Raw genomic sequence first — 22,143 nt, 5'->3', positions numbered from 1 at the left:
AGAACTGCCGCAGCGCCAGGCCGGTGCCGACATTGCCGATCTGTTGCCGTTCAACTTTACTGCTGTTTAACAGCCGCTTGCCCGTCGATTAGGGCAACGTCAAGGTGCGGTAGAAATCGCGCTTACGGTCGAGACGATGTAGGCGATCTTGCCATCGTCGCCGTAGATCGCCTTGCTGGAGGCGTCGACGTAGATCAGCGCGCCGTCCTTGCGCCGGCGCAGGCCTTCATGATCGGAGATGCCGCGCTCGTGCACGCGGCGCGCGTCGGTGTCGTCGAGATCGCGCTGGCCGGGCAGGGCGATCAGCTCGCGCAGGTCGTGCCCGAGCGCTTCCTCGCTGGTGTAGCCGAAGATGCGCTCGGCGCCGTTGGTCCAGCGCAATACGGTGTGGCCGGGCGTGGTGACGATCACCCCGCCAGGGGCTTCGGTAAGTATGAGCTGATCGAAGTCGATGGGCATCCGGCGTTCTCTGGCTGGTGGAGTGGCGCCGCGACGGGTTGAGGCAGCGCTACGGCGTCAGGCCATGATGCGCTTTTCCCTACGATTGTCAAACGGAAGTTGTTGTATGTGAAATGTAAAAAGACCCGCTGCGCCACGCTCCCCGGCGCTTACTTCGGGTACAAAATCATCTGGGTGCAGCGGAACAGGGCGATGGTCTTGCCGTTCGCTTCATTGGTCACCACCACGTCCCACACCTGGGTGGTTTTGCCGAGGTGGGCGGCCTTGGCCACGCAGGCGATCGCGCCGTCGCGCGCGGTGCCCAGGTGGTTCGACTTGATTTCGATGGTGGTGAAGCTGTTCGCCCCTTGCGGCAGGTTGGCCACGCAGGCGTAGCCGGCGGCGGTGTCGGCCAGGGTGATGACGGTGCCGGCGTGCAGGAAGCCGTTGGGCGCGAGCAAGTGCGGCTTGACCTCCAGGCGCGCGGCCACTTCGCCGTCGGCCACTTTGGTGATTTCCACGCCCAGGTAGCCGGGCAGCGTGGCGGCGCCGAAACTGTTCATCGATTCAGGGGTAAACTGCTGTTGCGTGGTCATGGTGTGCCCGTTCGTGTGTGAAAAATAAGCACGATTGTACGTTTTTATTCCCAGCCCGGTTACCAGAGGTCAGATCGTGAAAAAACTCGCTTTAACACTGCTGTGCTTGACGGCATTGCTGCCCGCCGCCGGCGCGCTGGCCCAGGACGCCGCGCCGGCGCGCCTGGTCGACGCCGCGCGCTCCCAGATCGGCGTGACCACCAAATACGACCCGCGCTACGAGCGCCTGGCGTTTCCGGGCGGCGACGTGCCGGCCGAGCGCGGCGTGTGCACCGACGTGGTGGTGCGCGCTTACCGCAAGGTCGGCGCCGACTTGCAGGAACTGGTGCATCGCGACATGAAGACGGCCTGGAGCGCGTATCCGAAACTGTGGCAGCTCAAGCGCCCCGATCCGAATATCGACCACCGGCGCGTACCCAACCTGGCCACCTTTTTCACACGCCACGGCAAGTCGATGACGCCGGCGCGCGAGGGCGCCGCCTACCAGGCGGGCGATGTGGTGACCTGGATGCTGCCGGGTAACCTGCCGCACATCGGCATCGTCTCCGGCCAGCGCAGCGCGGCCGGGGTGCCGCTGGTGATCCACAACATCGGGCGCGGCACCCAGATCGAAGACATGCTGTTCGCCTATCCGCTGACCGGGCATTACCGCTGGAATCCGGCCGACAAGGCGGGCGCAAAAACAGCGGCCGCCAGGCCCGCCGTCAGCGCAAGCCGCTGACCGAGCCTTCCTTCGGATAGTCGATCCTGTACTCGACCTGGAATTTTGCGCTGGCTCCGGCGGCCAGGGTCTTTTTCCAGGCCACGACACCACGGCGCTGCTCCCAGGTATCGGTGAACGGTGCCGGATCGAACAACGCCTCGACCTTGACCTCCTCGGAGGTGCTGACCGGGGAGGAATCGAACACCAGCAGCTCGACCGGCGTCTTGTGGCGGTTGACCAGGGTGAACACGTCGGCGCGCACACTGCTCGCGCGTCCCCCGAAGAGGCCCTTGCTGCCGGTCTTGCCGGCCACCGGATCGAGCGAGACCAAGACCCGATCGTCGCGCCCGAACGAGAACAGGGCCTTCTCGCCCTCTTGCAGGTTCCACTTGGTAGCGCCGATGTAGCCGCCGTCGCGGAACAGTTGCATGTTACCGGACGGCCACACGCCTTCGGGACGGGCCGCTTCGGCCATGACGATGGCAAATTTTTCCAGGCGCGGCGTCACGCGCAGGTGCTGGGTGACCGGCAGCGCCAGGGTCGACAGGGTGACCGAGGTGGCGCGCCCGTCCGAGGCCAGGTTGACCCGGCCCGGCACCTCGAATTCGGTGGCAAAGACGCCCTGCAATTCGGCGATATCGACCTCGTTGGCGCGCTTGATCGAGCTGCCGGTGATCTCGACTTTCTGGTACCCGTTCCTGAGCATGTCCATGGGCGCCGCCGCCACCGGCGCCGAGGCTGGCCTGGGCGGCTGCGGCGGGCGGTAAGCCAGCAGCCACGGCTGCGGTTCGCGCCCGCTCGGCGACAGGCGCGGCTGGCTGGTCGAGAGCGTCAGCTTGACGTTGCTCCAGTCTTCGCCGGTGGTTTGCGAAATCGTGGCGAGGCGCTCCAGGTCGACTTTTGATGCGGCCGAGTCGAGGCTGGCGCGGTAGCCCGGCGTCCAGCCGGCATTGTCGCGCTGGTAGCTGATGGTCAGGGTGCCGGCCTTGGCCGCCGCCAGGCGCACCACCATGCTGCGCACCTCCTTGTCATCCGAGCTGAGGCCGGCCAGGTCGCTCTCGAGCGCGGCGATTTTCTTGTTGAGCGCGCGCTGCTGCACGGCCAGCTTTTCGATCTTGAGCAGCGCCTCGCTGGCGCCGCGCCCGAGGGTGTCGATCACGCCGGCCAGGGCCCTGGCATTGTCCGGCCCCTGCGCCTTGCCAGCGTCGGCCGCGCCGCCGTTGTAGCGCTCCAGATAGCCCTTGACGATGGCGGCCGACTTGGCCTCGGCGTCGAGCATCGCCTTCTGGTCCTTGAGGCGCTCGATCTCGCCCGTCAGCCGAGCTTCGGCCGGGTTGACCGCTTCGCTGCCGGCGCTGTCGCGCGAGACCACGTCGGCCACGCGGATGCCGGGGGTGGCCTGCACCCGCACGCTTTCCAGCTTGAAATTGGCCGGCAGGCCGTCGATGACGAGCTCGGTGGCCCCGGCGGCGACCTGGGCGGTGCGCACCACGGTGGCGCTGCCGGGATACAGGGTGACGGCCGTGACCGGGGCAGTGGTGCCGGCCAGGCCGGCCTCACTGAAGAAGGCGAGGGCGGCGAGGAGGGGATAGCGCATAGGAACCTTTCGGACAGGAACAGGGAAGATCGGTAGTACTTGAAACGGAAGCGGGAGCAAAAAGGGGTTACAACGGCCCCACAAACGCTCGCGGGTTTCATATTTACAACATGATAGCGCAGAGGCTTTCAAAAAATTGCAACTTGGGCAATCATCGCGTACGCTCTCTCTCTGATTTCTAGTTAGAAATATTAATTGCCTACATTAAAGCGGAAACCCATGATGACTTACCCTGTTACCCCTCGCGCAGGCAGTGTGCGCTCGCTGTTCGCCGCCTGCCTGCTGGCCGGCTCGGCCCTGCTGACCGGCTGCGTCAGCCCGATGTACCTGGACACCGCCACCAAGCAAGTGCCGGTATCGGACATGAAAAAAGTAGCCGATCCAAAACCCGTGCAACTGACCTTCGAGTTCCTCACCCATGGCGCGCCCGCGGCCGGCCCGACCAATTTCCTGAAAGAGACCGTCACCACCCAGATCAAGGAAAGCGGCCTGTTCGCGCCCGAGGGCAGCGCTGCGCCGGCCGGCATCCTGATGGTCTCGCTCAACAACGTGAAAGTCGGCGACGACCCGACCGGCAAGGCATTCCTGACCGGCATGACCTTCGGCCTGGCCGGGACCGCGGTCACCGACGGCTACGTCTGCACCGTATCGTATCTGCCCGCGGGCCAGGCCAAGCCGATCGTCAAGGTCGCCCGCCACGCCATCCACGTAACCCTTGGCAACGCCAGCCCGCCGCCGACCGCCGGCAAGCCGATGGAGCACGAACTGGCCGTCAAAACCATGACCCGCGAAGTGCTCAGCAACGCCCTGCGCGACCTGTCGTTCGACCCTGCATTCAACCCTTAATCCACCATCAGCAAGGAATATTCATGACCTCGATTTTTCGCCTCTCTTCCCTCGTCGCCGCCGGCGTTCTGGCCGTACAACTGGTCGGCTGCGCGCCGATGACCATGTCGGCCCCGGCGCCGTCGATGGACAATACCGTCAAGCTGCGCAATCCGGCATTCGACAAAGTTGCCGTCGGCAGCTTCAGCCTGGACGCCAGCAAGAACGCCAGCCTCGACAAGAGCCATAGCATCCGCGCCAGCGGTGTCGTCGCCCCAGGCGGCTCGTTCGCGCAGTACCTGGGCGAGACGCTCAAAGTGGAACTGCTGTCGGCCGGCCTGCTCGACGCCAACGCAGCGACCGTGATCACCGGCACCCTGACCCAGACCGAGGTCGATGCGTCGATCGGCACCGGCAAGGGCGTGCTGGCGGCGCGCTTTGTCGTCACCCGCGCTGCGCAGGTGCGTTACGAGCGCGAATTGAAGGTCGAGTCGACCTGGGATTCGTCGTTCGTGGGCGCAACGGCGATCCCGGCGGCGGCGCGCGAGTACGAACTGCAGTACCGCAAGCTGGTCAGCAACCTGCTGGATGACGAAAAGTTCCGTCAAGCTATCTCCAAGTAAGCGCTTCGCCTTCCAGTCACATGCACTAACGGCGCCTGCGTTCGCAGGCGTTTCCAGAGCCCGGCAGCGCGCCAGCGCGTCGCTTGCCCGGGCCGCTCATCCCCCTGCGCTTTCATGCGCCACAAGCGCGCTTTCCCAATACGGCGGCGTGCCCACATGGTCGCGCAGGCAAGCGATGAACAGCTGCGCCTTGACCGGATGCGAACGCCCCGGCAGACGCACCGCGTGGATGCCGTCGTCGACCACCGACGCACCCTGGCTGGCCGGTCCGAACAGCGGCACCAGTTGCCCGGCGACCAGCGCCTCGCTCGCGAGCCAGCTCGGCAGGTGCGCCACGCCGGCGCCGCCGATGGCCGCGTCCAGCATGAAATCGACATCGTCGCTGCGCAGGGCGCCGCTCACCTGCAAGGGTTTGTTGCGGTTGACGCCCTCGAAGGTCCACCAGCACGCCAGCGCGCTGCGGCTGACGTAGCTCATGCAATTATGATCGAGCAAGTCGAGCGGCGTGGCCGGGGTGCCGTGCCGTTCCAGGTAGGCCGGGCTGGCGCAGGCGATGCGGCGGCGCGGCGCCAGCCAGGTGGCCAGCAGGTCGCTGTCGGGCAGGGGGCCGAGGCGGATCGCCACATCGACCCGCTGGGCCGACAGGTCGACCACGTCGTCGTTGAGCTGCAGCTCCAGTTCCAATAAGGGATAGCGGTGCAGGAAGGTGCCCAGCAGCGGGGCGATATGGCGCCGCCCGAAGGCGCGCGGCGCGGTGACCGTGAGCACGCCGCGCGGTTCCGGATCGACCGCGGTGACGGCCGCCTTGGCCTCGGCCAGCTCGGCCACCAGGTGACGCGCGCGCGGCACGAAGCGCTCGCCGGCATCGGTCAGCAGCACCACGCGCGAACCGCGCACGAACAGCCTGGCGCCGACCTCGGCTTCGAGCCAGTCGATCCGGCGCGACACCGACGACACCGCCAGCTGCAAGGTCTTGGCGGCGCGCGACAGGTTGCCGCTGTCGACGACGGCGAGAAAACAATGCAGGGCATCGAACATGGAAACGGCTCCGGTGAGGTTTGCGCCTGGAAGGTTTGCACATAGCGCAAAGATAGTTTGCACATTGCCATATTGTTCCGCGCGGCGCAACACCGCATACTGCTGCTGCCACCACTTAGCATTTTCCCATCACCCTGAACGAAAGACGCCATGACCCATTTCTTCCGCACCCCGCGCACCCTGATCCTGGCGGCCGCCCTTGGCGTCGCCGCCTTCACCGCCAGCGCCGTCCACGCCGCCGCGCCGATGGCCAAGGTGTCGGCCCCCGGCTACTTCCGCATGATGCTGGGCGAATTCGAAGTGACCGCGCTGTCGGACGGCACCACCGAACTGCCGGTCAACAAATTGCTCAAGACCGCCCCGGCGAAAGTCGACAAGGCACTGGCCAAGTCCTTCCTGGCCAGCCCGCTGGAAACCTCGTTCAACGCGTACCTGATCAATACCGGCAGCAAGCTGGTGCTGGTCGACAGCGGCGCGGGCGGCCTGTTCGGACCGAACCTGGGCAAGCTGGTGGCGAACCTGAAAGCGTCCGGCTACCAGCCGGAGCAGGTCGATGAAATCTACATCACCCACCTGCATCCCGACCATGTGGGCGGCATCGCGAAAGACGGCGCGGCGGCCTTCGCCAATGCGGTGGTGCGGGCCGACAAGCGCGATGCGGATTTCTGGCTGAGCCAGGCCAACATGGAGAAGGCTCCCGCGGACGCCAAAGGCTTCTTCCAGGGTGCGATGGCCTCGCTCAAGCCCTATATCGACGCCAAGCGCTTCCAGCCGTTCGAAGGGGACACGCAGCTGGTGCCGGGCGTGAAGTCGACCGCCACCTATGGCCATACGGCCGGGCATACCAGCTATCTGGTCGAAAGCGGCGGCAAGAAGCTGCTGCTGGCGGGCGACTTGATCCACGTGGGCGCGGTGCAGTTCGACGAGCCGACGGTGACGATCGCGTTCGATTCGGATGAGAAGGCGGCACTGGCACAGCGCCTGAAAGCGTTCAGCGCGGCCGCGAAGGATGGCACCCTGGTGGGTGCGTCGCACCTGCAGTTCCCGGGCATTGGGCACCTGCGCAGCGCAGGCAAGTCGTATCAGTGGGTGCCGGTCAATTACACGCAGGTGCGTTAACAACGCCAGAGCGCCCCGGGTGGATCACGGGGCGCAGGTGCTGCTGCACAAGCAGCCGCTGCTTCCGGCCTTTTTCACGCGTTCGAAATCGTATGCAGGCAGGCAGGTACAAGCTCATGCATGCCCATTGTCCTACCGTCTCTTCCCACCAGGTGGTGACGCTGATTTTGCCGTCTTCCGGAAAGTCATCGAGGGGATGCAACCTCCAGAGCATTTTCTGCGGAACAGGTAAACTCCCCACCCGCATCGAAATCGAAATCGATGCTCGCGTATTCATCCGCGCGACGCCAGATGCCGCCCCTGTCCGATTGTTCAAGAGCATGACCATGTGACCGTGCGACCGGGGAAGCTTGTCAGCTGCAGCATGATTAATCCACGATGAGCGGCAACCGGAGCAGCCGATTAGTTCGCTAGTTGGCCCGCAAGTGCTCGATTGCATGGGTCTGCGTCTTGTAAGCATCTACATGGGCCGCGCTTAACTTATCCGCCGAGCTGGGGTGGCATTGAGGAGGGCACAGGTAGCAGTTGACAAGGTGCCGACCTTGCTTTGTATCTCAGCAAAGGTTACGCACATGCGCACTTTCAGTCGCAAATTGATGCTTCTGAAGTAGCGCCATTTTTCTCAATAAAGCTATTTGACACAACGAGGTTGGTTGTTACAAGTATGAAAACTGGGCCTTGATCATCATTGAGACGCTAATTTGAGAGACAACGCTGATAGAGTCGTGAAAGTGGCGCTCAAAGAGGATTGAGCGTCAAAATAGGTCTAAGATGACTGACAAGGCGTGTAGACCGTCACCAGTGAGAGTCTAAGGAACTTGACCGTCATGAACTTTGCTATGTGACTTACAAAGTCAAGAGTGTCGTTGCATACCGTTACCACGCCAGTAAACATCAAGCATCGCGCTCGTTGTCAGCAAAAAAATGTACAATATGACCAACAAAGTCCGTTGTTCTCTATAAACTATTTCGTTTGACGATCAAAATGACTCCATACCAGGTAGGATTCAATCTTGAAGGGGCTGTCGAGTATCACTACGGCAAATTCCCACCTGTTAGCCTTGATTATGCAAAGGTTGTGAACCCGTTGGTAGAAGCTACTTCAGCCCTTGCTCGATATGACCAAATGCTGAAGGCAATGCACAACAGCGAGATCCTGTTGGCGCCAATGCGCAGTCAAGAGGCTGTTATATCATCACGAATGGAAGGTACGGTAAGTACCTTGGATGAAATTCTTCAATACGAAGCGGATCATGCTGAGGGGCAGGAAGATTTAAGCCGCGCAAGATCAGAAGTGATCGAAACGTGGCTATATCAAAGGGCCTTGACGACTGCTCAGGAGCAGATGGAGCACGGCCAGCCTTTGTCCCCATATCTCATCAGAGCCGCTCACGAAAAACTTCTGTCGGTCGGCCGAGGAGCTAAGAAAGACCCCGGACGCTTCAAGACTGAGCAGAACTATCTTGCGGATCGCTATAAAAAGATTTTGTTTGTTCCGATTCGCCCTGAGCAGCTTCACGATGGCATGGATGCTTTGTTCAAGTATCTAAATGAGAGTAGCGATACGCCATTGATCAAGGCTGCGCTTTCCCATGTGGAATTTGAAGCCCTTCACCCATTCAAAGATGGAAACGGTCGCATCGGACGGATGTTAATTACATTGCTTCTATGGTCATCAGCAACCATCTCGCAACCCCACTTCTACATCAGCGGATATTTCGAAGAACATAAAGACGAATACATCGATACGATGCGACACGTTTCGGAAACCGACGATTGGACAAGCTGGTGTGTTTTCTTCCTTCACGCCGTCAAAGCCCAAGCAATCCGAAACCTGGAAGTGGCAGAAAACATTCGCACGCTCTACGAGGATATGAAGATCCGCTTTATTGAGATATTGGGATCTAGATGGAGTGTTAGTGCGCTTGATTTTATTTTCACTAACCCAATATTTAAGAGCAATAAATTTACTACACAATCGGGTATTCCCGCCTCAACAGCACTTAGATTCCTGCGCACACTCAGCGATAAACAATTGCTTACTACAGTTAGTGAAGCCTCTGGACGAAGACCAGCGATGTACTCGTTCGAACCCTTGTTAGTGCTTGTGAGGGTGTGATGCCGCAAAGTGAAAATACGTCCATACAATAACTAGGTTAAAACGGTCAAGCAGTAATAGTAGACTGCCAAGGCAATGTCTTATTTCGACCTGACGTCGGCCACGAAGTCACGGACGACATTTGCCGAGTGAATAGGAGACTTTTGCAACAACAGATGCGGTCCCGGCAGCGTCACCAGGCGCCAGTCGCGGCACAGCGAAGCGAGCAGCCGCGAGGCGGACGCCGGCACGATCGAGTCGCGCGACGCTTGCAGGTACAGCACGGGCACGGTGATGGCCTGCGCGCGCTCAGTGTAGTCGACCGCCATCACTGCCTTTAAGCGCAGGCGCAGGCGCGCGGGCGGCGCCTTGTCGAGCGCGCGGCGCAGGGCTTGCCGCAACGCCGCCGGCGCACCGAAGCCGAGCAGGAAAGGCGCGATCAGGGGAGTGAGGCAGGGCCACATCGGCAACACATTGACAAAGGGCTTCAACGGCGCCAGCAGCGAACGCGGATTGCGCGCAAAGGTACAGCACAGCACCAGGCCGATCAGTCCGGGCGGCTTTGAAGCAGCCAGCGCAATGGCCACCGGCCCGGAGAACGACTCGCCGATCAGCACGAACGGACGATCACGCGGCAACTGCGCGCGCGCATGGTCGGTCAGCCCGGCATAAGCGAGCGCCGGCGCGCAAGGGTAGGAGACGACGATGGGGTCGACCCCCGGCCCGAGCGCGGCAATGAAACCGGCGAACAGGTCACCGCTTCCGTCCATTCCCGGAAGCAGCACCACGGTCACCACCGGCACAACTTACGCGCTGATGGCCACGCCGGCGTTATGCGCCTGCTCGTCCGCATGGTACGAGCTGCGCACCATGGCGCCGACAGCCGCGTGCACGAAGCCCATCTTGTAGGCTTCTTCCTCGAACATCTTGAACACGTCGGGATGCACATAGCGGCGCACCGGCAAATGGTCGCCCGACGGCGACAGGTACTGGCCGATGGTCAGCATGTCGACATTGTGGCTGCGCAGGTCGCGCATCACTTGCAGGATTTCTTCGTCGGTTTCGCCCAGGCCGACCATGATGCCGGACTTGGTGACCGCGTTCGGATACAGCGCCTTGAAGTCGCGCAGCAATTCCAGCGAGTGGGTGTAGTCGGAACCCGGACGGGCTTCCTTGTACAGGCGCGGCACGGTTTCCAGATTGTGGTTCATCACGTCCGGCAAGCCGTCGGCGAAGATCGCCAGGGCCTTGGCCAGGCGGCCGCGGAAGTCGGGCACCAGCACTTCGATGCGGGTGTTCGGCGACAGCGCGCGCGTCTGCTTGATGCACTCGACAAAGTGGCCGGCGCCGCCGTCGCGCAGATCGTCGCGGTCGACCGAGGTGATCACCACGTACGACAGGCGCAGCTCGGCGATGGTCTTGGACAGGTTGTGCGGCTCGTTGACGTCGAGCGGATCGGGACGGCCGTGGCCGACATCGCAGAACGGGCAGCGGCGGGTGCACTTGTCGCCCATGATCATGAAGGTGGCCGTGCCCTTGCCGAAGCATTCGCCGATGTTCGGGCAGCTCGCTTCTTCGCACACGGTGACCAGGTTGTTGGCGCGCAGGATGTCCTTGATTTCGTAGAAACGCGACGACGCCGATGCGGCCTTGACGCGGATCCAGTCCGGCTTTTTCAGGCGCTCGACTTGTCCGATCGGGATGATCTTGATCGGAATGCGCGAGGTCTTGCTGGCGCCTTTTTGCTTGTCGCTGGCGTTGTAGACTGGGGCGATGCTGGTGTCGGTGTCAGAAGTCATTTGGCTGCTTGCCCGGGGGGCTCTGTGGTGTTGTTCGATGCGGAATGCGATGCGTCTTGCGATGCGTCCTGCGCTGCGCCAAGCTGGCGCACCAGTTCATGCGCCAGGGCTTGCTGCACGTCGGCCAGCGCGGCCGCGGCGCCCATGCTGCGCATGTCGACCGTTTCCAGGCCCGCGTAACCGCACGGGTTGATCCAGGAAAACGGCGCCAGGTCCATCGCCACATTGAGCGACACGCCATGGTAGGTGCAGCCGTTGCCGCGCACCTTGAGGCCGAGCGCGGCGATCTTGGCGCCTTTGCGCGGCCCGCCGGCGATATAGATGCCGGGCGCGCCCGCGATGCGCTCGCCAGCAAGATTATACGCCTCCAGCACATTGATGATCGCCTGCTCGATTTTTTCGACGAATTGCCGTGCGTATAACTTGCCGCCCGGCTTGTTGCGGCGCAGGTCCATCAGCAGGTAAATCACCACCTGGCCGGGGCCGTGGAAGGTGACTTCGCCGCCGCGGTCGGTCTGGACCACGGGGATGCCGTGGGCGGGCGTGCTTGTGCCGGCCAGCAGGTGGGCGCGGTCGGCGCCCAGGCCCAGCGTAAACACGGGGGGATGCTCGACGATCCACAGTTCGTCGGTGGTATCGGGCTCGCGCGCGTCGGTAAAGGCGCGCATGGCGGCAAACACCGGCTCGTAGTCGGCACGGCCGAGGTCGCGGATGATCGCCTGCGCAGGGCGGATGGGGGGCATGGGGTCGTCGATTCGAAGCTAAAGAGGCTCCGCCATTATAAGCGAGTAGCCGCCGGCTCTCGCAGGCCGCACCAGGCCGGCCGCCACGCCGGGCAAGCGCGCCGCGCGTTGCCCGCCATCGCGTGTAATCGGATGTAATGGCCTGTAATAGGATTTTTTCGCCAAGATTTCTATAGTTGACATGCGCACCGGTTCGCGGGATGCGGCCCCGGGATTGATCGCGCTTCCCAACCAGCTTCATAACCTATCGAGAAAATCATGAACGAATACAAGATCTACCTGGTCAACAACGGTGCCTCCAAAAAGCAGTTCTGGTGCTTTTTTGCGAAGCCGGAAAGCCTGCGCGACGACCCCAAGGTGTTTGCCAATTCGACGGTCAGTCTGGCCGTCGAACCAAAGCATCGGGGGTTGAACTCGTTCACCATTCCAGTGCAATACGTGCTGGGAGCAGGGTCCAGCAATAAGCCGGTGGGCCTGGATGTTGCCATCGAATCGACTATTTCCAGCAAGGTCGCCTTGAGGGACACCTGGACGGCGGAGTATTTCGACGCCCCACCCAAGCAAGGCCCCAATATGAACCACATGGCGGCCCGGGAGCAGGGCGAGGTTGAGTCGATCCTCTATAAATCCAACGCGTTCAATAAAGTCCAGAACGAACTGAACTCCTGGTACAGCAGCATGTCGTTCGGCATTCTCACGGATGCCGGCTTTATTGGCATGAGCTGGTCGCCCGATCCGGACGATACCAAGGATATCGTCCCGAAATTGAGCTTCTTTATCGCCACCGGTGAATACTCAAGCTCGAAACTGGCCTCGTTTACGACGATTTCCTCGAAGGCCGCGGAGGTCACCTTGAAGGATTTCGACAATTTCGAGGCAACCGTGACGCTCGGGCCCGCGGGCAAATGGACCGTTACCCCAGGCCGGCCTCCGATCACGCCAGCGCTCGATGGGCCGGCGCAAACCCGTCTCGATGGGCTGGTGCAAAGCCATGTCCAGTTGACCGATGCGCATCGCTCCCTGCTCGGCATGGTGCGTGATTCGGGTGCCTGCGCGGCGCCGGCCGGCTTGCTCGCATGTACACAGGACGAGGATGAGCAGCTCGGCGAGTCAGCCGCTGGCGACACGGAAAAGGAGAGCGTGACCGGCGTGGTATGGGACAAGAGCGAGGCGCGCGAGGACGCTGTCGCGACCGACACCTACCTGAGCGGCACCCTGTCGGTCGGCACCGCGCTGACCGCCGCTTTTGGCTTCTTCGTGCTGGCCGGCGTCCGATTCCGGATTGCGTCGTCGCGGGCAGGCGGCACCTCGTTCAGGTTCTCGTATTCCGGCACGCGCAGCGCGAACGCCATCAAGGACCTGCTGGTGGCCGGCGCCAACATCGTCTTGTCGATGCGCGACCCCGGCCCAGGCCCCGGGCAATAAGGCAAGACCCTGGCGGCCGGCGCGCGATGCACGTGCCGCCAGCCGCATTAGCATAGTCGAAATGGGCGCTCGCCATCAGCTGTACCGCAGCGCTGGTGTCCAATCCGGCGCAGGCCGAAGGACGCATCCGCATCGCCGAGCAGTTCGGCATCGTGTACCTGCTGCTGAACGTGGCGCAGGACCAGAAACTGATCGAAAAGCACGGCCGCAAGCAGGGCGTGGAGATCGATGTCGACTGGGTCAAGCTGTCGGGCGGGGCCGCCATCAACGATGCGCTGCTGTCGGGCTCGATCGACATCGCCAGCGCCGGCAAGCAGAACGTCAAGGGCGTGGCGTCGCTCGGCAACTTTCCGTATTACCTGATCAGCACCAATCCGAACGTCAAGACCATCGCCGACTTCAGCGACAAGGACCGCATCGCGCTGCCGGCGGTGACGGTGTCGGTGCAGGCGCGGATTTTGCAAATGGCGGCGGCCAAGCGCTGGGGCACGGCCGAGTTCAAGAGGCTCCACCGCCTGACCCAGGCGCTGCCGCATCCGGACGCGGCCGCCACGATCATTGCCGGCCAGACCGAGATCAACGCCCATTTCGCCACGCCGCCCTACCAGGAGCAGGAACTGGCGGCCAATCCAAAGGCGCATATCGTGCTCGATTCTTACGAGGTGCAGGGCGGGCCCGGTTCCTCGACGGTCTTGTACGCCACCGAAAAATACTTGAAGGACAATCCGAAGACCTACCGCGCCTTTGTCGATGCGCTGGCCGAGGCCGCACAGTTCATCAGCGCCAGCCCGGAGGCGGCGGCCGATGCGTATCTGCGCGTGAACAAGAGCAGCATCGAGCGCGCCCTGCTGCTGAAAGTCATCAAGAACCCGAAAGTGCAGTTCCAGGTGGCGCCGCAAAACACCTTCGGCCTCGCGCCATTCCTGTTCCAGGCCGGTGCGCTGAAAAAGCAGCCGACCAGCTGGCGCGACTACTTTTTCCAGAGCCCGGCCTTGGCCTCGGGGAGCTGACGTGGACGCGCACCGCTTCCCCATCGGCCCCAGTGAGGCGCTGCTGCGCGCCGAGGGCGTCACGCTCGACTACCGCAGCGGCGCCGCCAGCGTGCGCGCCCTTGAGAATGTGAGTTTCGAGGTAGTCCGGGGCGACCGCCTGGTGCTGCCGGGACCGTCCGGCTGCGGCAAGTCGACTTTGCTCAAAGCCATCGCCGGCTTCATCACCCCGCGCGCCGGCAGCCTGACCCTGGACGGCCGGACTATCGTGCGTCCCGGCCCGGACCGCATCGTGGTATTCCAGGAATTCGACCAGTTGCCGCCGTGGAAGACGGTCAAGGGCAATATGATGTTTCCGCTGCTGGCGGGCGGCATGGCCAGGGCCGAGGCGCAGGCGCGCGCGCTGCACTGGATCGGCAAGGTCGGGCTGGCGCCGTTCGCCGATGCCTTTCCGCACACCTTGTCCGGCGGCATGAAGGCGCGGGTGGCGATTGCGCGCGCGCTGGCGATGCAGCCGGCCATCCTGCTGATGGACGGAGCCCTTCGCCGCGCTCGACGCGCTCACGCGCCGCAGCATGCAGGAGGAACTGCAAACTTTGTGGGAGGAAAACCGCTTCACGATGCTGTTCGTCACCCATTCAATCGAGGAAGCACTGGTGGTCGGCAACCGCATCGTGCTGCTGTCGCCCCATCCGGGCCGCGTGCGCGCTGAACTGAACAGTCACCAGTTCGGCCTGAGCAGCACCGGCGGCGAGGCGTTCCAGGCCGCCGCCCAGCGCATTCACCGCCTGCTGTTCGACGACGATACCGTGGCGGCGCCAGCGCAAACGGCCTTGTCCACAGCGTTATCCACCCGCTTACCCACAGCCTTATCCATGCCCTTATCCACCCGCTTGCCCACACCCTTGCCCACAGAGTTATCCACCCAGTTATCCACCGGGCTGCACGCATGAGCGCACGGCCATTGCCGCCGATTCGGGCGGAATATGTGGTCCCCCTCGGCGCGCCCGCCGCCGCGCTGTGGGAAGCGCTGGCGCGCCGGCAGGATAACGACCTGCTGCTGCCGGGCGCGCTGCAGACGGCGCGCGCGTTTGCGGCAGGCATGGTCTCGGGCGAATTGCCCGGCTACGTGGCGGCCTCGCTGGCGGTGCTGGTGCAGGGTTACGCGCTGGGCACGCCGCCATAGCGCCGTCGGGGGCGATTACTTCATGTCTTCAAAGTCCGACTTTGCGCCTTTTTTGACATAGTAATAGGACGTCTCGCCTTTGTTCACAATACCCGCGTCGCCGATTCCGACCAGGTATTCCCGATCATTTTCCGTCGCCTTGAGATGGCAGGCACCGAAATAATACGCATGGAATTCGGATGCCAGTATTGGCCTGGCGTCTTTCCAGTATGCCCGAAACTGGTCCGGGGTCATGGCAAACGCCGCACAGGACGACACCATGTCCTGGGGAATGTCCTTATCGATCACCTTGATGATGTTTTTCGCCTCGACCGAGACCGGCCAATACCACCAGAGGCGCAGCATCCCGAACGCCAGGATCAGGACGGCGACAATCAGGCCAACGATTTTGAGTGTTCTTTCAAGAACACCCGAGGACTTAGTAGGCAATCAAGCCACCTTCGGTCGCGTACTTGCGCGGATCCATATGGCCATGCGCGAAGATGCGCTTGCGGTCGAGTTTCAATGTCATGAGCAACTCGCTGACCAGCCAGCGCGAGGATGCGTTTTGCGCATTCGACGGACTGACATACTGGCCATTCTTCGGGGCGCCGACAACTTCGATGCCGATCGAGTCGTCATTGGTGGGGTAGCGCAACGCGGCCGGTTTGTTCCGCTCCCATGCGTCAACCTGCTTGAAGCGTTCCGCGTCGTTATTCGCGTACGCCTTCTCTATCCCGGCCAGGACCTCCTCGTCCCTCGGCGTACACATGTGCACCTGCTTGCAATAGGCTTTGATACGTCCCACGTGGTAGCAAACCTGGTTGATGCGGGCGGTCTGGTAAATCTGGCCTGCCGGGTTAATCAGGAAGTGGGCGCCGTTTCCCGCAGGTTTGAACGTATAGCCCGCCATGGTCGTGATGATCGAGTCGCTGCTGGTCTGGTGCAGGATGATGCCGCTGACGTCCTTCATAGGCCCATGCTCAAGCCTGGGATAGATATTGACGTCGATACGGGCATTCGTGATGAGGCCGTTATTTACTATCAACATGATATTTCTTTCCGGGAAAGAACGTCAGTTTTAAGAAAAACAATATTAAAACTATATCATGGTTTTTTCAGCGGCTATACAAGTTCGATGCCACAGCTGTCGATGGCGGAACGGCGCGCCCGGGCGACGCGCCGCGACAATCACATCACGATCTTGACCATCGGGTGAGCGTGCAGCGCGCGGTACAGGTCATCGAGCTGGACGCGGCTGGTGGCGCGCACGGTGACGGTCAGTCCGGTGTAGTTGCCTTTCGGCGAAGGGCGCACTTCCATGCGGCCGATGTGAAAGGTGGGGTCGAATTCGAGCACCACGTCGACGATGGTCGCCGCGAAATCGTCATGCGTGGCGCCCATCACCTTGATCGGGAAGTCGCTCGGGTATTCGATGAGGGATTCAGTCGGTTCCATACACAATCCAGTTCTAAAAATGTCGGCACAGGCGCCCCCCGTATGGGAACGCGCTGTGCGACATTGTAGCCAAAAAAAGGCCAGCGCTAGGCTGGCCTTGAACTATTCCCTTGGGAGGAACAGGTGAGACTGGTAGGGCGAGCCCGCCGCTCAGCGAATCTGTTGCTGCACGTTGTCGCGGCGGTCCTGGCGTTGCTCGCGCGCGCGTTCGCGCTTGTCGGCCTCTTCGGCCTGTTTCTGCTGTTGCTGATGCTGGGCCTGGGCTTGCTGGGCCTGGGCTTGCTGGGCCTGCTGAGCTTGCTGAGCTTGCTGAGCTTGCTGGGCCTGCTGAGCTTGCTGAGCCTGGCGTGCCTGGGCCTGCGCCGCCTCGCGCTGGGCATCGCGTTGCTGTGCTTCACGCTGCTGGGCATCGCGTTGCTGTGCTTCACGCTGCTGGGCGTCGCGCTGCTGGCGCTCGGCCTGCTGGCGTTCAGCTTGTTGACGGCGCGCATTCTCGGCATCCTGCTGCTGACGCTCGGCCTGCTGGCGGCGCGCGCTGTCGGCGTCGCGCTGCTGGCGCTCGTGCTGCTGGCGCTCGACCTGGCGCAAGCGGTCCTGGTCGGCCTGCTGCTGGCGTTCGACCTGGCGCAGGCGATCCTGGTCGGCGTCGCGCTGCAGCCGCTCGGCGAGCTGGCGGTTGTTGTTCTCGCGCTGCTGGCGTTCGGCCTGCTCGCGGTTAAGGGCGTCGCGCTGGCTCTGCAACTGCGCTTCGCCCTCGCGCTGGCGCCGCTCGTTCTCGATCGCGCGCAGGCGGTCGGCCTGGGCGCCGCGCTGGCGGTCGGCGTCGGCATCGCGCCGGCGCTCGGCCACCTCGGCTTCGCGCAGGCGTTGCTGGCCATCCGCGGTGCGGCGGTTGTCCGCTTCCAGCTCGCGCAGGCGGCGTTCGTTGGCCTGGTCGCGCTCGCGCCGCTCGATCTCGGCTTCGCGCTGGCGCCTGTCCTTCTCGGCCAGGCTGCGCTGCGGTTCATTGGTCGTGAGCACTTGCGGCGGCGTGCGCACGAAGCGCTCGTTATCGGACGGCCGGCCGTCGCGCCGGCTGAACGGCTGGGCGTCGCTGGACGGCGTCGTGATCACGCGGCCAATGGCGTTGCGGTCGGGCCGGCCATCGCCGTCGCGGTCGAAGCGATTCGGCCAGTTGCCCTGCGGACGCGGCGGCGCGCCGAACGGGATGTTCTGGGTCGACAGCGGCGTGAGCACCGGGCGCGGCGCGCGCGGCACCACAATCTGGTTGCGTCCGACGAACTGGTTCAGGCCGACCACGGTCAGGCCGTCATGCCGGCCCGGACGATAGTCGGGACGCGCGTGGCGGTTGTGGTGGCGCAGGTGCTCGGGCCGCAGGTGGTAGCCGGGCACGTAGGACTCGCCCGGATTGAGCGGATACCAGCCCTGCGCCGGCGCGTTGCGGCGCGCGCCGTTGTCGTTGAAGCTGAGATTCCAGTTATTCCCGCCGACCCAGCCGACCAGCGCCGGCGCCCACACCGGACGGCCGATATTGCGCCCCGGCGCCCACGACCAGCGCTGCCTGACCATCACCCAGCGCCCGTAGTGCGAGGGCGCGTAGCCCCACGGGGCGTTGTCGACCCAGGTCCAGCCCCACGGGGCCAGATAGGTCCAGCGGCCGTCGCGGTACGGCACCCAGTCGGCCGCCACGGTGCGCGGGGTCCACAGGGGACCGTAGTCGCTGTCCTCGCGCCAGACGCCATGCTGGTCGAGTTCTTCGTAGCCGGTCATCTCGGTCGTGACGTAGCGGTCCGAGGTGGTGCGTTCGTCGCGCGCGTCGCGCTGCAGCGACCAGTCGTCGAAACTGTCGCGTACCGCCAGCGCCGTGCGCACATCGTCATTGTGCACATCGATGCGCTTGCCGGCGCGCAGCGCCAGGCTGGAACCGCCGCCGTCGACCTGGGCCGTGCCCTCGAACACCGACACATTGGTGGTGTCGCGCACCCTTTCGGCGTCGATGCGCAGACGGCCCACATCCTTCATGCGTACCAGGCCCTGCGGGGTGGAAATTTCGAGCCCGCGCAGCACGTCGGCGTTGCGCACCCGCAAGCTCAGGCTGCCGTAATGCAGGTGCAGGCGCAGCTTGTCGTCGTCGAGTTCGATGACGTCGAGCGACGAGTCGCCGTCGAGCCGCACCGAAGTCGAGCCGATCCGGATTTCGGTGCGGCCGTTGCGCTGCGTGACGATCTGGTTGCTGGTCGTCACCGGCCAGTTGACCAGCGCCGCCGTGGCCTCCTCGCCGACCTCGGTGCTGATGTTCACCGGTCCCTGGGCCAGGGCAATGCGGCCCACGCGCGCCGGCGTCTCGGCCAGCGCCAGCGCCGACAGGGCGGAAAACGCCAACAACATCACGGTTTTACGGAAAGGAATAGTCATACAGGCTCCAGGGGCGCACAAGGGACGTCGTCCACGTGTAACGCGCGAGCGCGCCAGCGGAGGACAGGGGTTACAAACAGTTGCACATTGTGCGCTAGTGTTACCTTCGGAGCAACTCAGGCCGGGTTGCCGCCGCGCTTCACAAAAAACAGCGCGCCGCCGATGCAGGCCAGCACGGCGCCGAAGAAACGGTTTTGCTTGCGCAGCGCGCCGGCATCGCGGAAATAGTGCTGCATGGACGAGGCCAAGAAGGCGTAGCCGTGCATGACGATGGTATCGATGGTCACCATGGTGGCGCCCAGAATCGCCAGCTGCGGCAGCAGCGGCAGGGAATGCGAGATAAAGGTCGGCAGCACCGCGACCATGAAAATGATCCCTTTCGGGTTGGTCGCGTTGGTCAGGAAACCGGTCAGGACGCGCTTTTGCCAGCCTGGGTGATCGACCGCGGGCGCGTCGGCGCGGCCGGCGTCGGCCTTGACCGGGGCGCGCCATTGCTGCACGCCGAGCCAGATCAGATACAGCGCGCCGAGCGTCTTGACGATGTTAAATGCCAGTTCCGAGGCCAGCAGCAGCGAGCCGACGCCGGCGCCCGCGATGGCGAACACCAGCAGCAGCCCGCATTGCAGGCCGGCCACGGTGGCGCTGGCTTTCCTGAAGCCGTAGGCCAGGCCGTGCGACATCGACAGCACCGCGCCGGAACCGGGCGAGATGGCGATCAGCGAGCCGGCGATGACGAAGGCGATCCAGTTGGCAAGCGGCATGGGAAGTCAGGGAAGAGGGTGATCGGGATGGAGGGCAGGGCTGGTACTGCAAGGTAGAACACAGGCGGGTCGCGAGGGCGGCGCGCCAAGGCGATGCTAAAAACACGCGGCAGCTGAAGCGGCGAAGCCGGTCCGGGACCGACGTCGCCGCTTCAGGCCGCGCGCAGAGCCTTGCTGCTTCGCTTACTTCTTCTTCGGGTTGACCGCAGCCTTCAGGGTCGCGCCAGCCGAAAACTTAGGCGACTTCGACGCAGCGATCTTGATCGCTTCGCCAGTCGATGGATTGCGGCCCTTGCGCGCAGCGCGCTTGGCAACGGAGAACGTACCGAAACCGGTGATCCCTACCGTGTCGCCTTTTTTCAGACGCTCGGTAATGATCTCGATGATCGTGTTTACCGCGCTGTTGGCAGCTGCGCCGGACATTTCTGTACGCTTCGCAAATTCCGCAATCAGTTCGCCTTTTTTCATAAAGAATCCTCCCGTGTTAAAAGAGCGGGAAGATTAGCATAATTATTGCCTAGTGTAATAAATTCTAAAGTGTACGCACAAAAGTAAGCCCCGCTGTGACTGGATCACGACGATATCGGGCTGCTTCGCGCGCGGCTTACTCGGCCAGTGCGGTCTCGGGTCGCGCCTGCGGCAGGCGCATGCGCAGGGCCGCGTTGATCAGGGTCTGGTAGCCCTTGCCGCTCTGTTCGGAGAGCGAGCGGAACTGCTGCAACACCTCGTCGTCGAGGTAGATGGTGATGCGCGTCTTGCGCTTGACCGGGCGGCCGGCGCTGGGGGCTGCGGTGGAAAAATCGTACTCGGATTTCATGGTGGCCTCGCTTTACATCGTCTGGTTGGCTTGCGTCGCTTGGGTATCGATCAGGACAGGCCCGGGCTGGGTGGTCAATGGCCGGGCTTGGCACTGATTTCACTATACGTACATGCCATCGCGACAAGGTGCGGAAAGCGACGAGTTGCAGATTTTGGGGGGTGAAACGCAAAATGCCGGGCTGGACGGACTCGGGTTAAGATGCATCCTTTCGACCAAATATGGGAGCAGGACAGATGGCTGCAAGCAGTTTACTGGCATTAATCGACGATATCGCGACCATCCTCGACGATGTCGCCGTGATGAGCAAAGTGGCGGCCAAGAAGACCGCCGGCGTGCTCGGCGACGACCTGGCGCTCAACGCCCAGCAGGTGACGGGCGTGAAAGCGGACCGCGAACTGCCGGTGGTGTGGGCGGTGGCCAAGGGCTCGTTCCTCAACAAGGCGATCCTGGTCCCGGCGGCGCTGGCGATCAGCGCCTTTTTACCGCAGGCAATTACGCCGCTGTTGATGATCGGCGGAGCGTATCTGTGCTTCGAGGGCTTCGAAAAGATCGCCCACAAATACCTGCACAGTCCGGAAGAAGATGCTCAGCACCATGAGCAGCTGGTCAAGGCGCTGGCGGACGAATCGGTCGACCTGGTCGCGCTCGAAAAAGAAAAGATCAAAGGCGCGGTGCGCACCGACTTCATTTTATCGGCGGAAATCATCGTCATATCGCTGGGCACGGTGGAAGGCGTCGATTTCGGGCGGCAGGTGGCGGTGTTGACGACGATTGCGATCGTGATGACGGTTGGCGTGTACGGGCTGGTGGCCGGGATCGTCAAGCTCGACGATGCCGGGCTGTACCTGAGCGAACGCGCCAGCGGCGCCGCGCGCGCTTTCGGACGCCTGCTGCTGGCGGCGGCGCCCAAGCTGATGAAGACCCTGTCGGTGGTCGGCACGGCAGCCATGTTCATGGTCGGCGGCGGCATTCTGGAACACGGCTTCCCCGTACTGCATCATTTCGTGGAAGATGCCTCGGCGGCGACTGGCGCGGTGGGCGGCATCGGACCGGTACTCAAAGCGATTGTGCCGACCCTGATCGACGCCATCATCGGCGTGATCGCCGGCGCCCTGGTACTGGGCGTAGTGCTGGGCGCCAAGCGCCTGTTCAAAGGCAAGAAGGCTAGCGGCCACGCCTGACCTGATTCCCCCGGTGTCTCCCCCGGTGTCAGGTCAGCGGCCACGCCTGACCTGATTCCCCCGGTGTCTCCCCCGGTGTCAGGTCAGCGGCCACGCCTGACCTGATTCCCCCGGTGTCTCCCCCGGTGTCAGGTCTGACATTCGGACACGGCCCCGGCTGTATCCCCGCCGGTGTCAGGTCTGACATTCAGACACGGCCCCGGCACTATCCCTCTCTCTCCCTCGGTGTCAGGTCTGACTACAAGGGCTTCCCAACAAATTCAAGGTGTTTTTCAATTGATTTTTCGAGGATGTTCTTGAGTTTGCCTGGCAAGACGGAAGGTCGGCCTGCGGTACTACAAACGGTTATC

Annotated in this window: 23 protein-coding genes and 1 pseudogene; 10 read left to right on the top strand and 14 right to left on the bottom strand. The window is 63.0% G+C overall.

Translation table 11 applies throughout. The annotated features are described in order from the left end of the window. Positions 1 to 99: 99 nt before the first annotated feature. Entirely contained in the window at positions 100 to 459 is a 360-nt protein-coding gene (locus F2P45_RS32270) for a PAS domain-containing protein (protein WP_166882303.1), read from the bottom strand. Positions 460 to 608: 149 nt separating this feature from the next. Continuing rightward, the gene (locus tag F2P45_RS32265) at positions 609 to 1,034 is read right to left on the bottom strand and encodes a PaaI family thioesterase (RefSeq protein ID WP_166882302.1); all 426 of its coding nucleotides are present in this window, start codon (positions 1,032 to 1,034) and stop codon (positions 609 to 611) included. 76 nt (positions 1,035 to 1,110) lie between these two features. Here F2P45_RS32265 and F2P45_RS32260 point away from each other — a divergent pair, with 76 nt between their 5' ends. Further along, the gene (locus F2P45_RS32260) at positions 1,111 to 1,755 is read left to right on the top strand and encodes a DUF1287 domain-containing protein (RefSeq protein WP_166882301.1); all 645 of its coding nucleotides are present in this window, start codon (positions 1,111 to 1,113) and stop codon (positions 1,753 to 1,755) included. Here the strand turns inward: F2P45_RS32260 and F2P45_RS32255 are convergent. Then, a complete protein-coding gene (locus tag F2P45_RS32255; protein ID WP_166882300.1) occupies positions 1,739 to 3,334 on the bottom strand; it encodes a mucoidy inhibitor MuiA family protein in 1,596 nt (531 codons plus the stop codon). The two genes, F2P45_RS32260 and F2P45_RS32255, sit on opposite strands and share 17 nt — an antisense overlap. A 219-nt stretch (positions 3,335 to 3,553) precedes the next feature. On the opposite strand from F2P45_RS32255, the gene F2P45_RS32250 reads away from it, so the two are divergent. Beyond that, positions 3,554 to 4,180, top strand: a complete 627-nt coding sequence (locus F2P45_RS32250) for a hypothetical protein (protein ID WP_166882299.1) — start codon at positions 3,554 to 3,556, stop codon at positions 4,178 to 4,180. 23 nt (positions 4,181 to 4,203) lie between these two features. After that, a complete protein-coding gene (locus tag F2P45_RS32245) occupies positions 4,204 to 4,782 on the top strand; it encodes a hypothetical protein (RefSeq protein WP_166882298.1) in 579 nt (192 codons plus the stop codon). Between the two features lie 96 nt (positions 4,783 to 4,878). On the opposite strand, the gene F2P45_RS32240 is transcribed toward F2P45_RS32245, so the two are convergent. Next, the gene (locus F2P45_RS32240; RefSeq protein WP_166882297.1) at positions 4,879 to 5,820 is read right to left on the bottom strand and encodes a LysR family transcriptional regulator; all 942 of its coding nucleotides are present in this window, start codon (positions 5,818 to 5,820) and stop codon (positions 4,879 to 4,881) included. Between the two features lie 150 nt (positions 5,821 to 5,970). On the opposite strand from F2P45_RS32240, the gene F2P45_RS32235 reads away from it, so the two are divergent. Continuing rightward, positions 5,971 to 6,939: an MBL fold metallo-hydrolase gene (locus F2P45_RS32235; RefSeq protein WP_166882296.1), complete on the top strand. Its 969-nt coding sequence runs from the start codon at positions 5,971 to 5,973 to the stop codon at positions 6,937 to 6,939. A 985-nt stretch (positions 6,940 to 7,924) separates the two neighbouring features. Further along, the gene (locus tag F2P45_RS32230; RefSeq protein WP_166882295.1) at positions 7,925 to 9,058 is read left to right on the top strand and encodes a Fic family protein; all 1,134 of its coding nucleotides are present in this window, start codon (positions 7,925 to 7,927) and stop codon (positions 9,056 to 9,058) included. A gap of 80 nt (positions 9,059 to 9,138) precedes the next feature. Here the strand turns inward: F2P45_RS32230 and F2P45_RS32225 are convergent, their stop codons facing one another. The 3 genes from F2P45_RS32225 to lipB are packed head-to-tail and all read right to left on the bottom strand — an operon-like array spanning position 9,139 to position 11,579. Beyond that, entirely contained in the window at positions 9,139 to 9,825 is a 687-nt protein-coding gene (locus F2P45_RS32225) for an alpha/beta fold hydrolase (protein ID WP_166882294.1), read from the bottom strand. 18 nt (positions 9,826 to 9,843) lie between these two features. Continuing rightward, a complete protein-coding gene (gene lipA / locus F2P45_RS32220) occupies positions 9,844 to 10,836 on the bottom strand; it encodes a lipoyl synthase (RefSeq protein ID WP_166882293.1) in 993 nt (330 codons plus the stop codon). Continuing rightward, positions 10,833 to 11,579 carry a lipoyl(octanoyl) transferase LipB gene (lipB, locus tag F2P45_RS32215; protein WP_166882292.1) on the bottom strand — a complete coding sequence of 249 codons (747 nt, stop codon included), beginning with the start codon at positions 11,577 to 11,579 and terminating at the stop codon, positions 10,833 to 10,835. Before lipB ends, lipA begins: the two co-directional genes overlap by 4 nt. A gap of 258 nt (positions 11,580 to 11,837) precedes the next feature. Between lipB and F2P45_RS35510 the strand changes: the two genes are divergently transcribed. From F2P45_RS35510 to F2P45_RS32195, 4 genes and pseudogenes are all read left to right on the top strand, one after another. Then, positions 11,838 to 13,004, top strand: a complete 1,167-nt coding sequence (locus F2P45_RS35510) for a hypothetical protein (protein WP_187367253.1) — start codon at positions 11,838 to 11,840, stop codon at positions 13,002 to 13,004. Between the two features lie 74 nt (positions 13,005 to 13,078). Beyond that, positions 13,079 to 14,014 (top strand): ABC transporter substrate-binding protein, encoded by a 936-nt coding sequence (locus F2P45_RS32205; protein WP_166882304.1) that lies wholly within the window; start codon positions 13,079 to 13,081, stop codon positions 14,012 to 14,014. A 1-nt stretch (position 14,015) separates the two neighbouring features. Then, positions 14,016 to 14,946 (top strand): annotated as a pseudogene (locus tag F2P45_RS32200) (ABC transporter ATP-binding protein). After that, positions 14,943 to 15,179: an ABC transporter permease family protein gene (locus F2P45_RS32195; RefSeq protein ID WP_187367252.1), complete on the top strand. Its 237-nt coding sequence runs from the start codon at positions 14,943 to 14,945 to the stop codon at positions 15,177 to 15,179. The pseudogene F2P45_RS32200 and the gene F2P45_RS32195 overlap by 4 nt, the downstream one beginning before the upstream one ends. Before the next feature lie 15 nt (positions 15,180 to 15,194). On the opposite strand, the gene F2P45_RS32190 is transcribed toward F2P45_RS32195, so the two are convergent. The 7 genes from F2P45_RS32190 to F2P45_RS32160 all read right to left on the bottom strand — a co-directional run bounded on the left by F2P45_RS32190 (position 15,195) and on the right by F2P45_RS32160 (position 20,609). Continuing rightward, the gene (locus F2P45_RS32190; RefSeq protein WP_166882291.1) at positions 15,195 to 15,608 is read right to left on the bottom strand and encodes a hypothetical protein; all 414 of its coding nucleotides are present in this window, start codon (positions 15,606 to 15,608) and stop codon (positions 15,195 to 15,197) included. Then, entirely contained in the window at positions 15,598 to 16,209 is a 612-nt protein-coding gene (locus tag F2P45_RS32185) for a peptidoglycan recognition protein family protein (protein WP_166882290.1), read from the bottom strand. Before F2P45_RS32185 ends, F2P45_RS32190 begins: the two co-directional genes overlap by 11 nt. A gap of 140 nt (positions 16,210 to 16,349) precedes the next feature. Then, positions 16,350 to 16,616: a DUF493 family protein gene (locus F2P45_RS32180; protein ID WP_166882289.1), complete on the bottom strand. Its 267-nt coding sequence runs from the start codon at positions 16,614 to 16,616 to the stop codon at positions 16,350 to 16,352. A 150-nt stretch (positions 16,617 to 16,766) separates the two neighbouring features. Continuing rightward, positions 16,767 to 19,031, bottom strand: coding sequence for a DUF6600 domain-containing protein (locus tag F2P45_RS32175; protein ID WP_166882288.1), 2,265 nt, complete (start codon positions 19,029 to 19,031; stop codon positions 16,767 to 16,769). A 116-nt stretch (positions 19,032 to 19,147) separates the two neighbouring features. Continuing rightward, positions 19,148 to 19,792: a LysE family transporter gene (locus F2P45_RS32170; RefSeq protein ID WP_166882287.1), complete on the bottom strand. Its 645-nt coding sequence runs from the start codon at positions 19,790 to 19,792 to the stop codon at positions 19,148 to 19,150. Positions 19,793 to 19,975: 183 nt separating this feature from the next. Then, positions 19,976 to 20,260: an HU family DNA-binding protein gene (locus F2P45_RS32165; RefSeq protein ID WP_126074928.1), complete on the bottom strand. Its 285-nt coding sequence runs from the start codon at positions 20,258 to 20,260 to the stop codon at positions 19,976 to 19,978. Between the two features lie 136 nt (positions 20,261 to 20,396). Then, on the bottom strand, positions 20,397 to 20,609 hold the full coding sequence (locus F2P45_RS32160) for a BrnA antitoxin family protein (protein ID WP_166882286.1): 213 nt from the start codon (positions 20,607 to 20,609) through the stop codon (positions 20,397 to 20,399). A gap of 236 nt (positions 20,610 to 20,845) precedes the next feature. Between F2P45_RS32160 and F2P45_RS32155 the strand changes: the two genes are divergently transcribed. Beyond that, a complete protein-coding gene (locus F2P45_RS32155; RefSeq protein WP_166882285.1) occupies positions 20,846 to 21,793 on the top strand; it encodes a DUF808 domain-containing protein in 948 nt (315 codons plus the stop codon). Positions 21,794 to 22,143: the final 350 nt, after the last annotated feature.

Origin of the sequence: Massilia mucilaginosa (assembly GCF_011682145.1) — a bacterium.
In the GTDB taxonomy this organism is placed as follows: Bacteria; Pseudomonadota; Gammaproteobacteria; order Burkholderiales; family Burkholderiaceae_D; genus Telluria_A; species Telluria_A mucilaginosa.
The sequence above is the reverse complement of the archived record's forward strand: the minus strand, read 5'-3'. Positions and strand labels throughout refer to the sequence as shown.

Coding starts and splice junctions, on each gene's coding strand:
- F2P45_RS32270 (WP_166882303.1), bottom strand. CDS start 459: ATGCCCATCGACTTCGATCAGCTCATACTTACCGAAGCCCCTGGCGGG.
- F2P45_RS32265 (WP_166882302.1), bottom strand. CDS start 1,034: ATGACCACGCAACAGCAGTTTACCCCTGAATCGATGAACAGTTTCGGC.
- F2P45_RS32255 (WP_166882300.1), bottom strand. CDS start 3,334: ATGCGCTATCCCCTCCTCGCCGCCCTCGCCTTCTTCAGTGAGGCCGGC.
- F2P45_RS32250 (WP_166882299.1), top strand. CDS start 3,554: ATGATGACTTACCCTGTTACCCCTCGCGCAGGCAGTGTGCGCTCGCTG.
- F2P45_RS32245 (WP_166882298.1), top strand. CDS start 4,204: ATGACCTCGATTTTTCGCCTCTCTTCCCTCGTCGCCGCCGGCGTTCTG.
- F2P45_RS32240 (WP_166882297.1), bottom strand. CDS start 5,820: ATGTTCGATGCCCTGCATTGTTTTCTCGCCGTCGTCGACAGCGGCAAC.
- F2P45_RS32235 (WP_166882296.1), top strand. CDS start 5,971: ATGACCCATTTCTTCCGCACCCCGCGCACCCTGATCCTGGCGGCCGCC.
- F2P45_RS32230 (WP_166882295.1), top strand. CDS start 7,925: ATGACTCCATACCAGGTAGGATTCAATCTTGAAGGGGCTGTCGAGTAT.
- lipA (WP_166882293.1), bottom strand. CDS start 10,836: ATGACTTCTGACACCGACACCAGCATCGCCCCAGTCTACAACGCCAGC.
- lipB (WP_166882292.1), bottom strand. CDS start 11,579: ATGCCCCCCATCCGCCCTGCGCAGGCGATCATCCGCGACCTCGGCCGT.
- F2P45_RS35510 (WP_187367253.1), top strand. CDS start 11,838: ATGAACGAATACAAGATCTACCTGGTCAACAACGGTGCCTCCAAAAAG.
- F2P45_RS32195 (WP_187367252.1), top strand. CDS start 14,943: ATGAGCGCACGGCCATTGCCGCCGATTCGGGCGGAATATGTGGTCCCC.
- F2P45_RS32185 (WP_166882290.1), bottom strand. CDS start 16,209: ATGTTGATAGTAAATAACGGCCTCATCACGAATGCCCGTATCGACGTC.
- F2P45_RS32180 (WP_166882289.1), bottom strand. CDS start 16,616: ATGGAACCGACTGAATCCCTCATCGAATACCCGAGCGACTTCCCGATC.
- F2P45_RS32175 (WP_166882288.1), bottom strand. CDS start 19,031: ATGACTATTCCTTTCCGTAAAACCGTGATGTTGTTGGCGTTTTCCGCC.
- F2P45_RS32170 (WP_166882287.1), bottom strand. CDS start 19,792: ATGCCGCTTGCCAACTGGATCGCCTTCGTCATCGCCGGCTCGCTGATC.
- F2P45_RS32165 (WP_126074928.1), bottom strand. CDS start 20,260: ATGAAAAAAGGCGAACTGATTGCGGAATTTGCGAAGCGTACAGAAATG.
- F2P45_RS32160 (WP_166882286.1), bottom strand. CDS start 20,609: ATGAAATCCGAGTACGATTTTTCCACCGCAGCCCCCAGCGCCGGCCGC.
- F2P45_RS32155 (WP_166882285.1), top strand. CDS start 20,846: ATGGCTGCAAGCAGTTTACTGGCATTAATCGACGATATCGCGACCATC.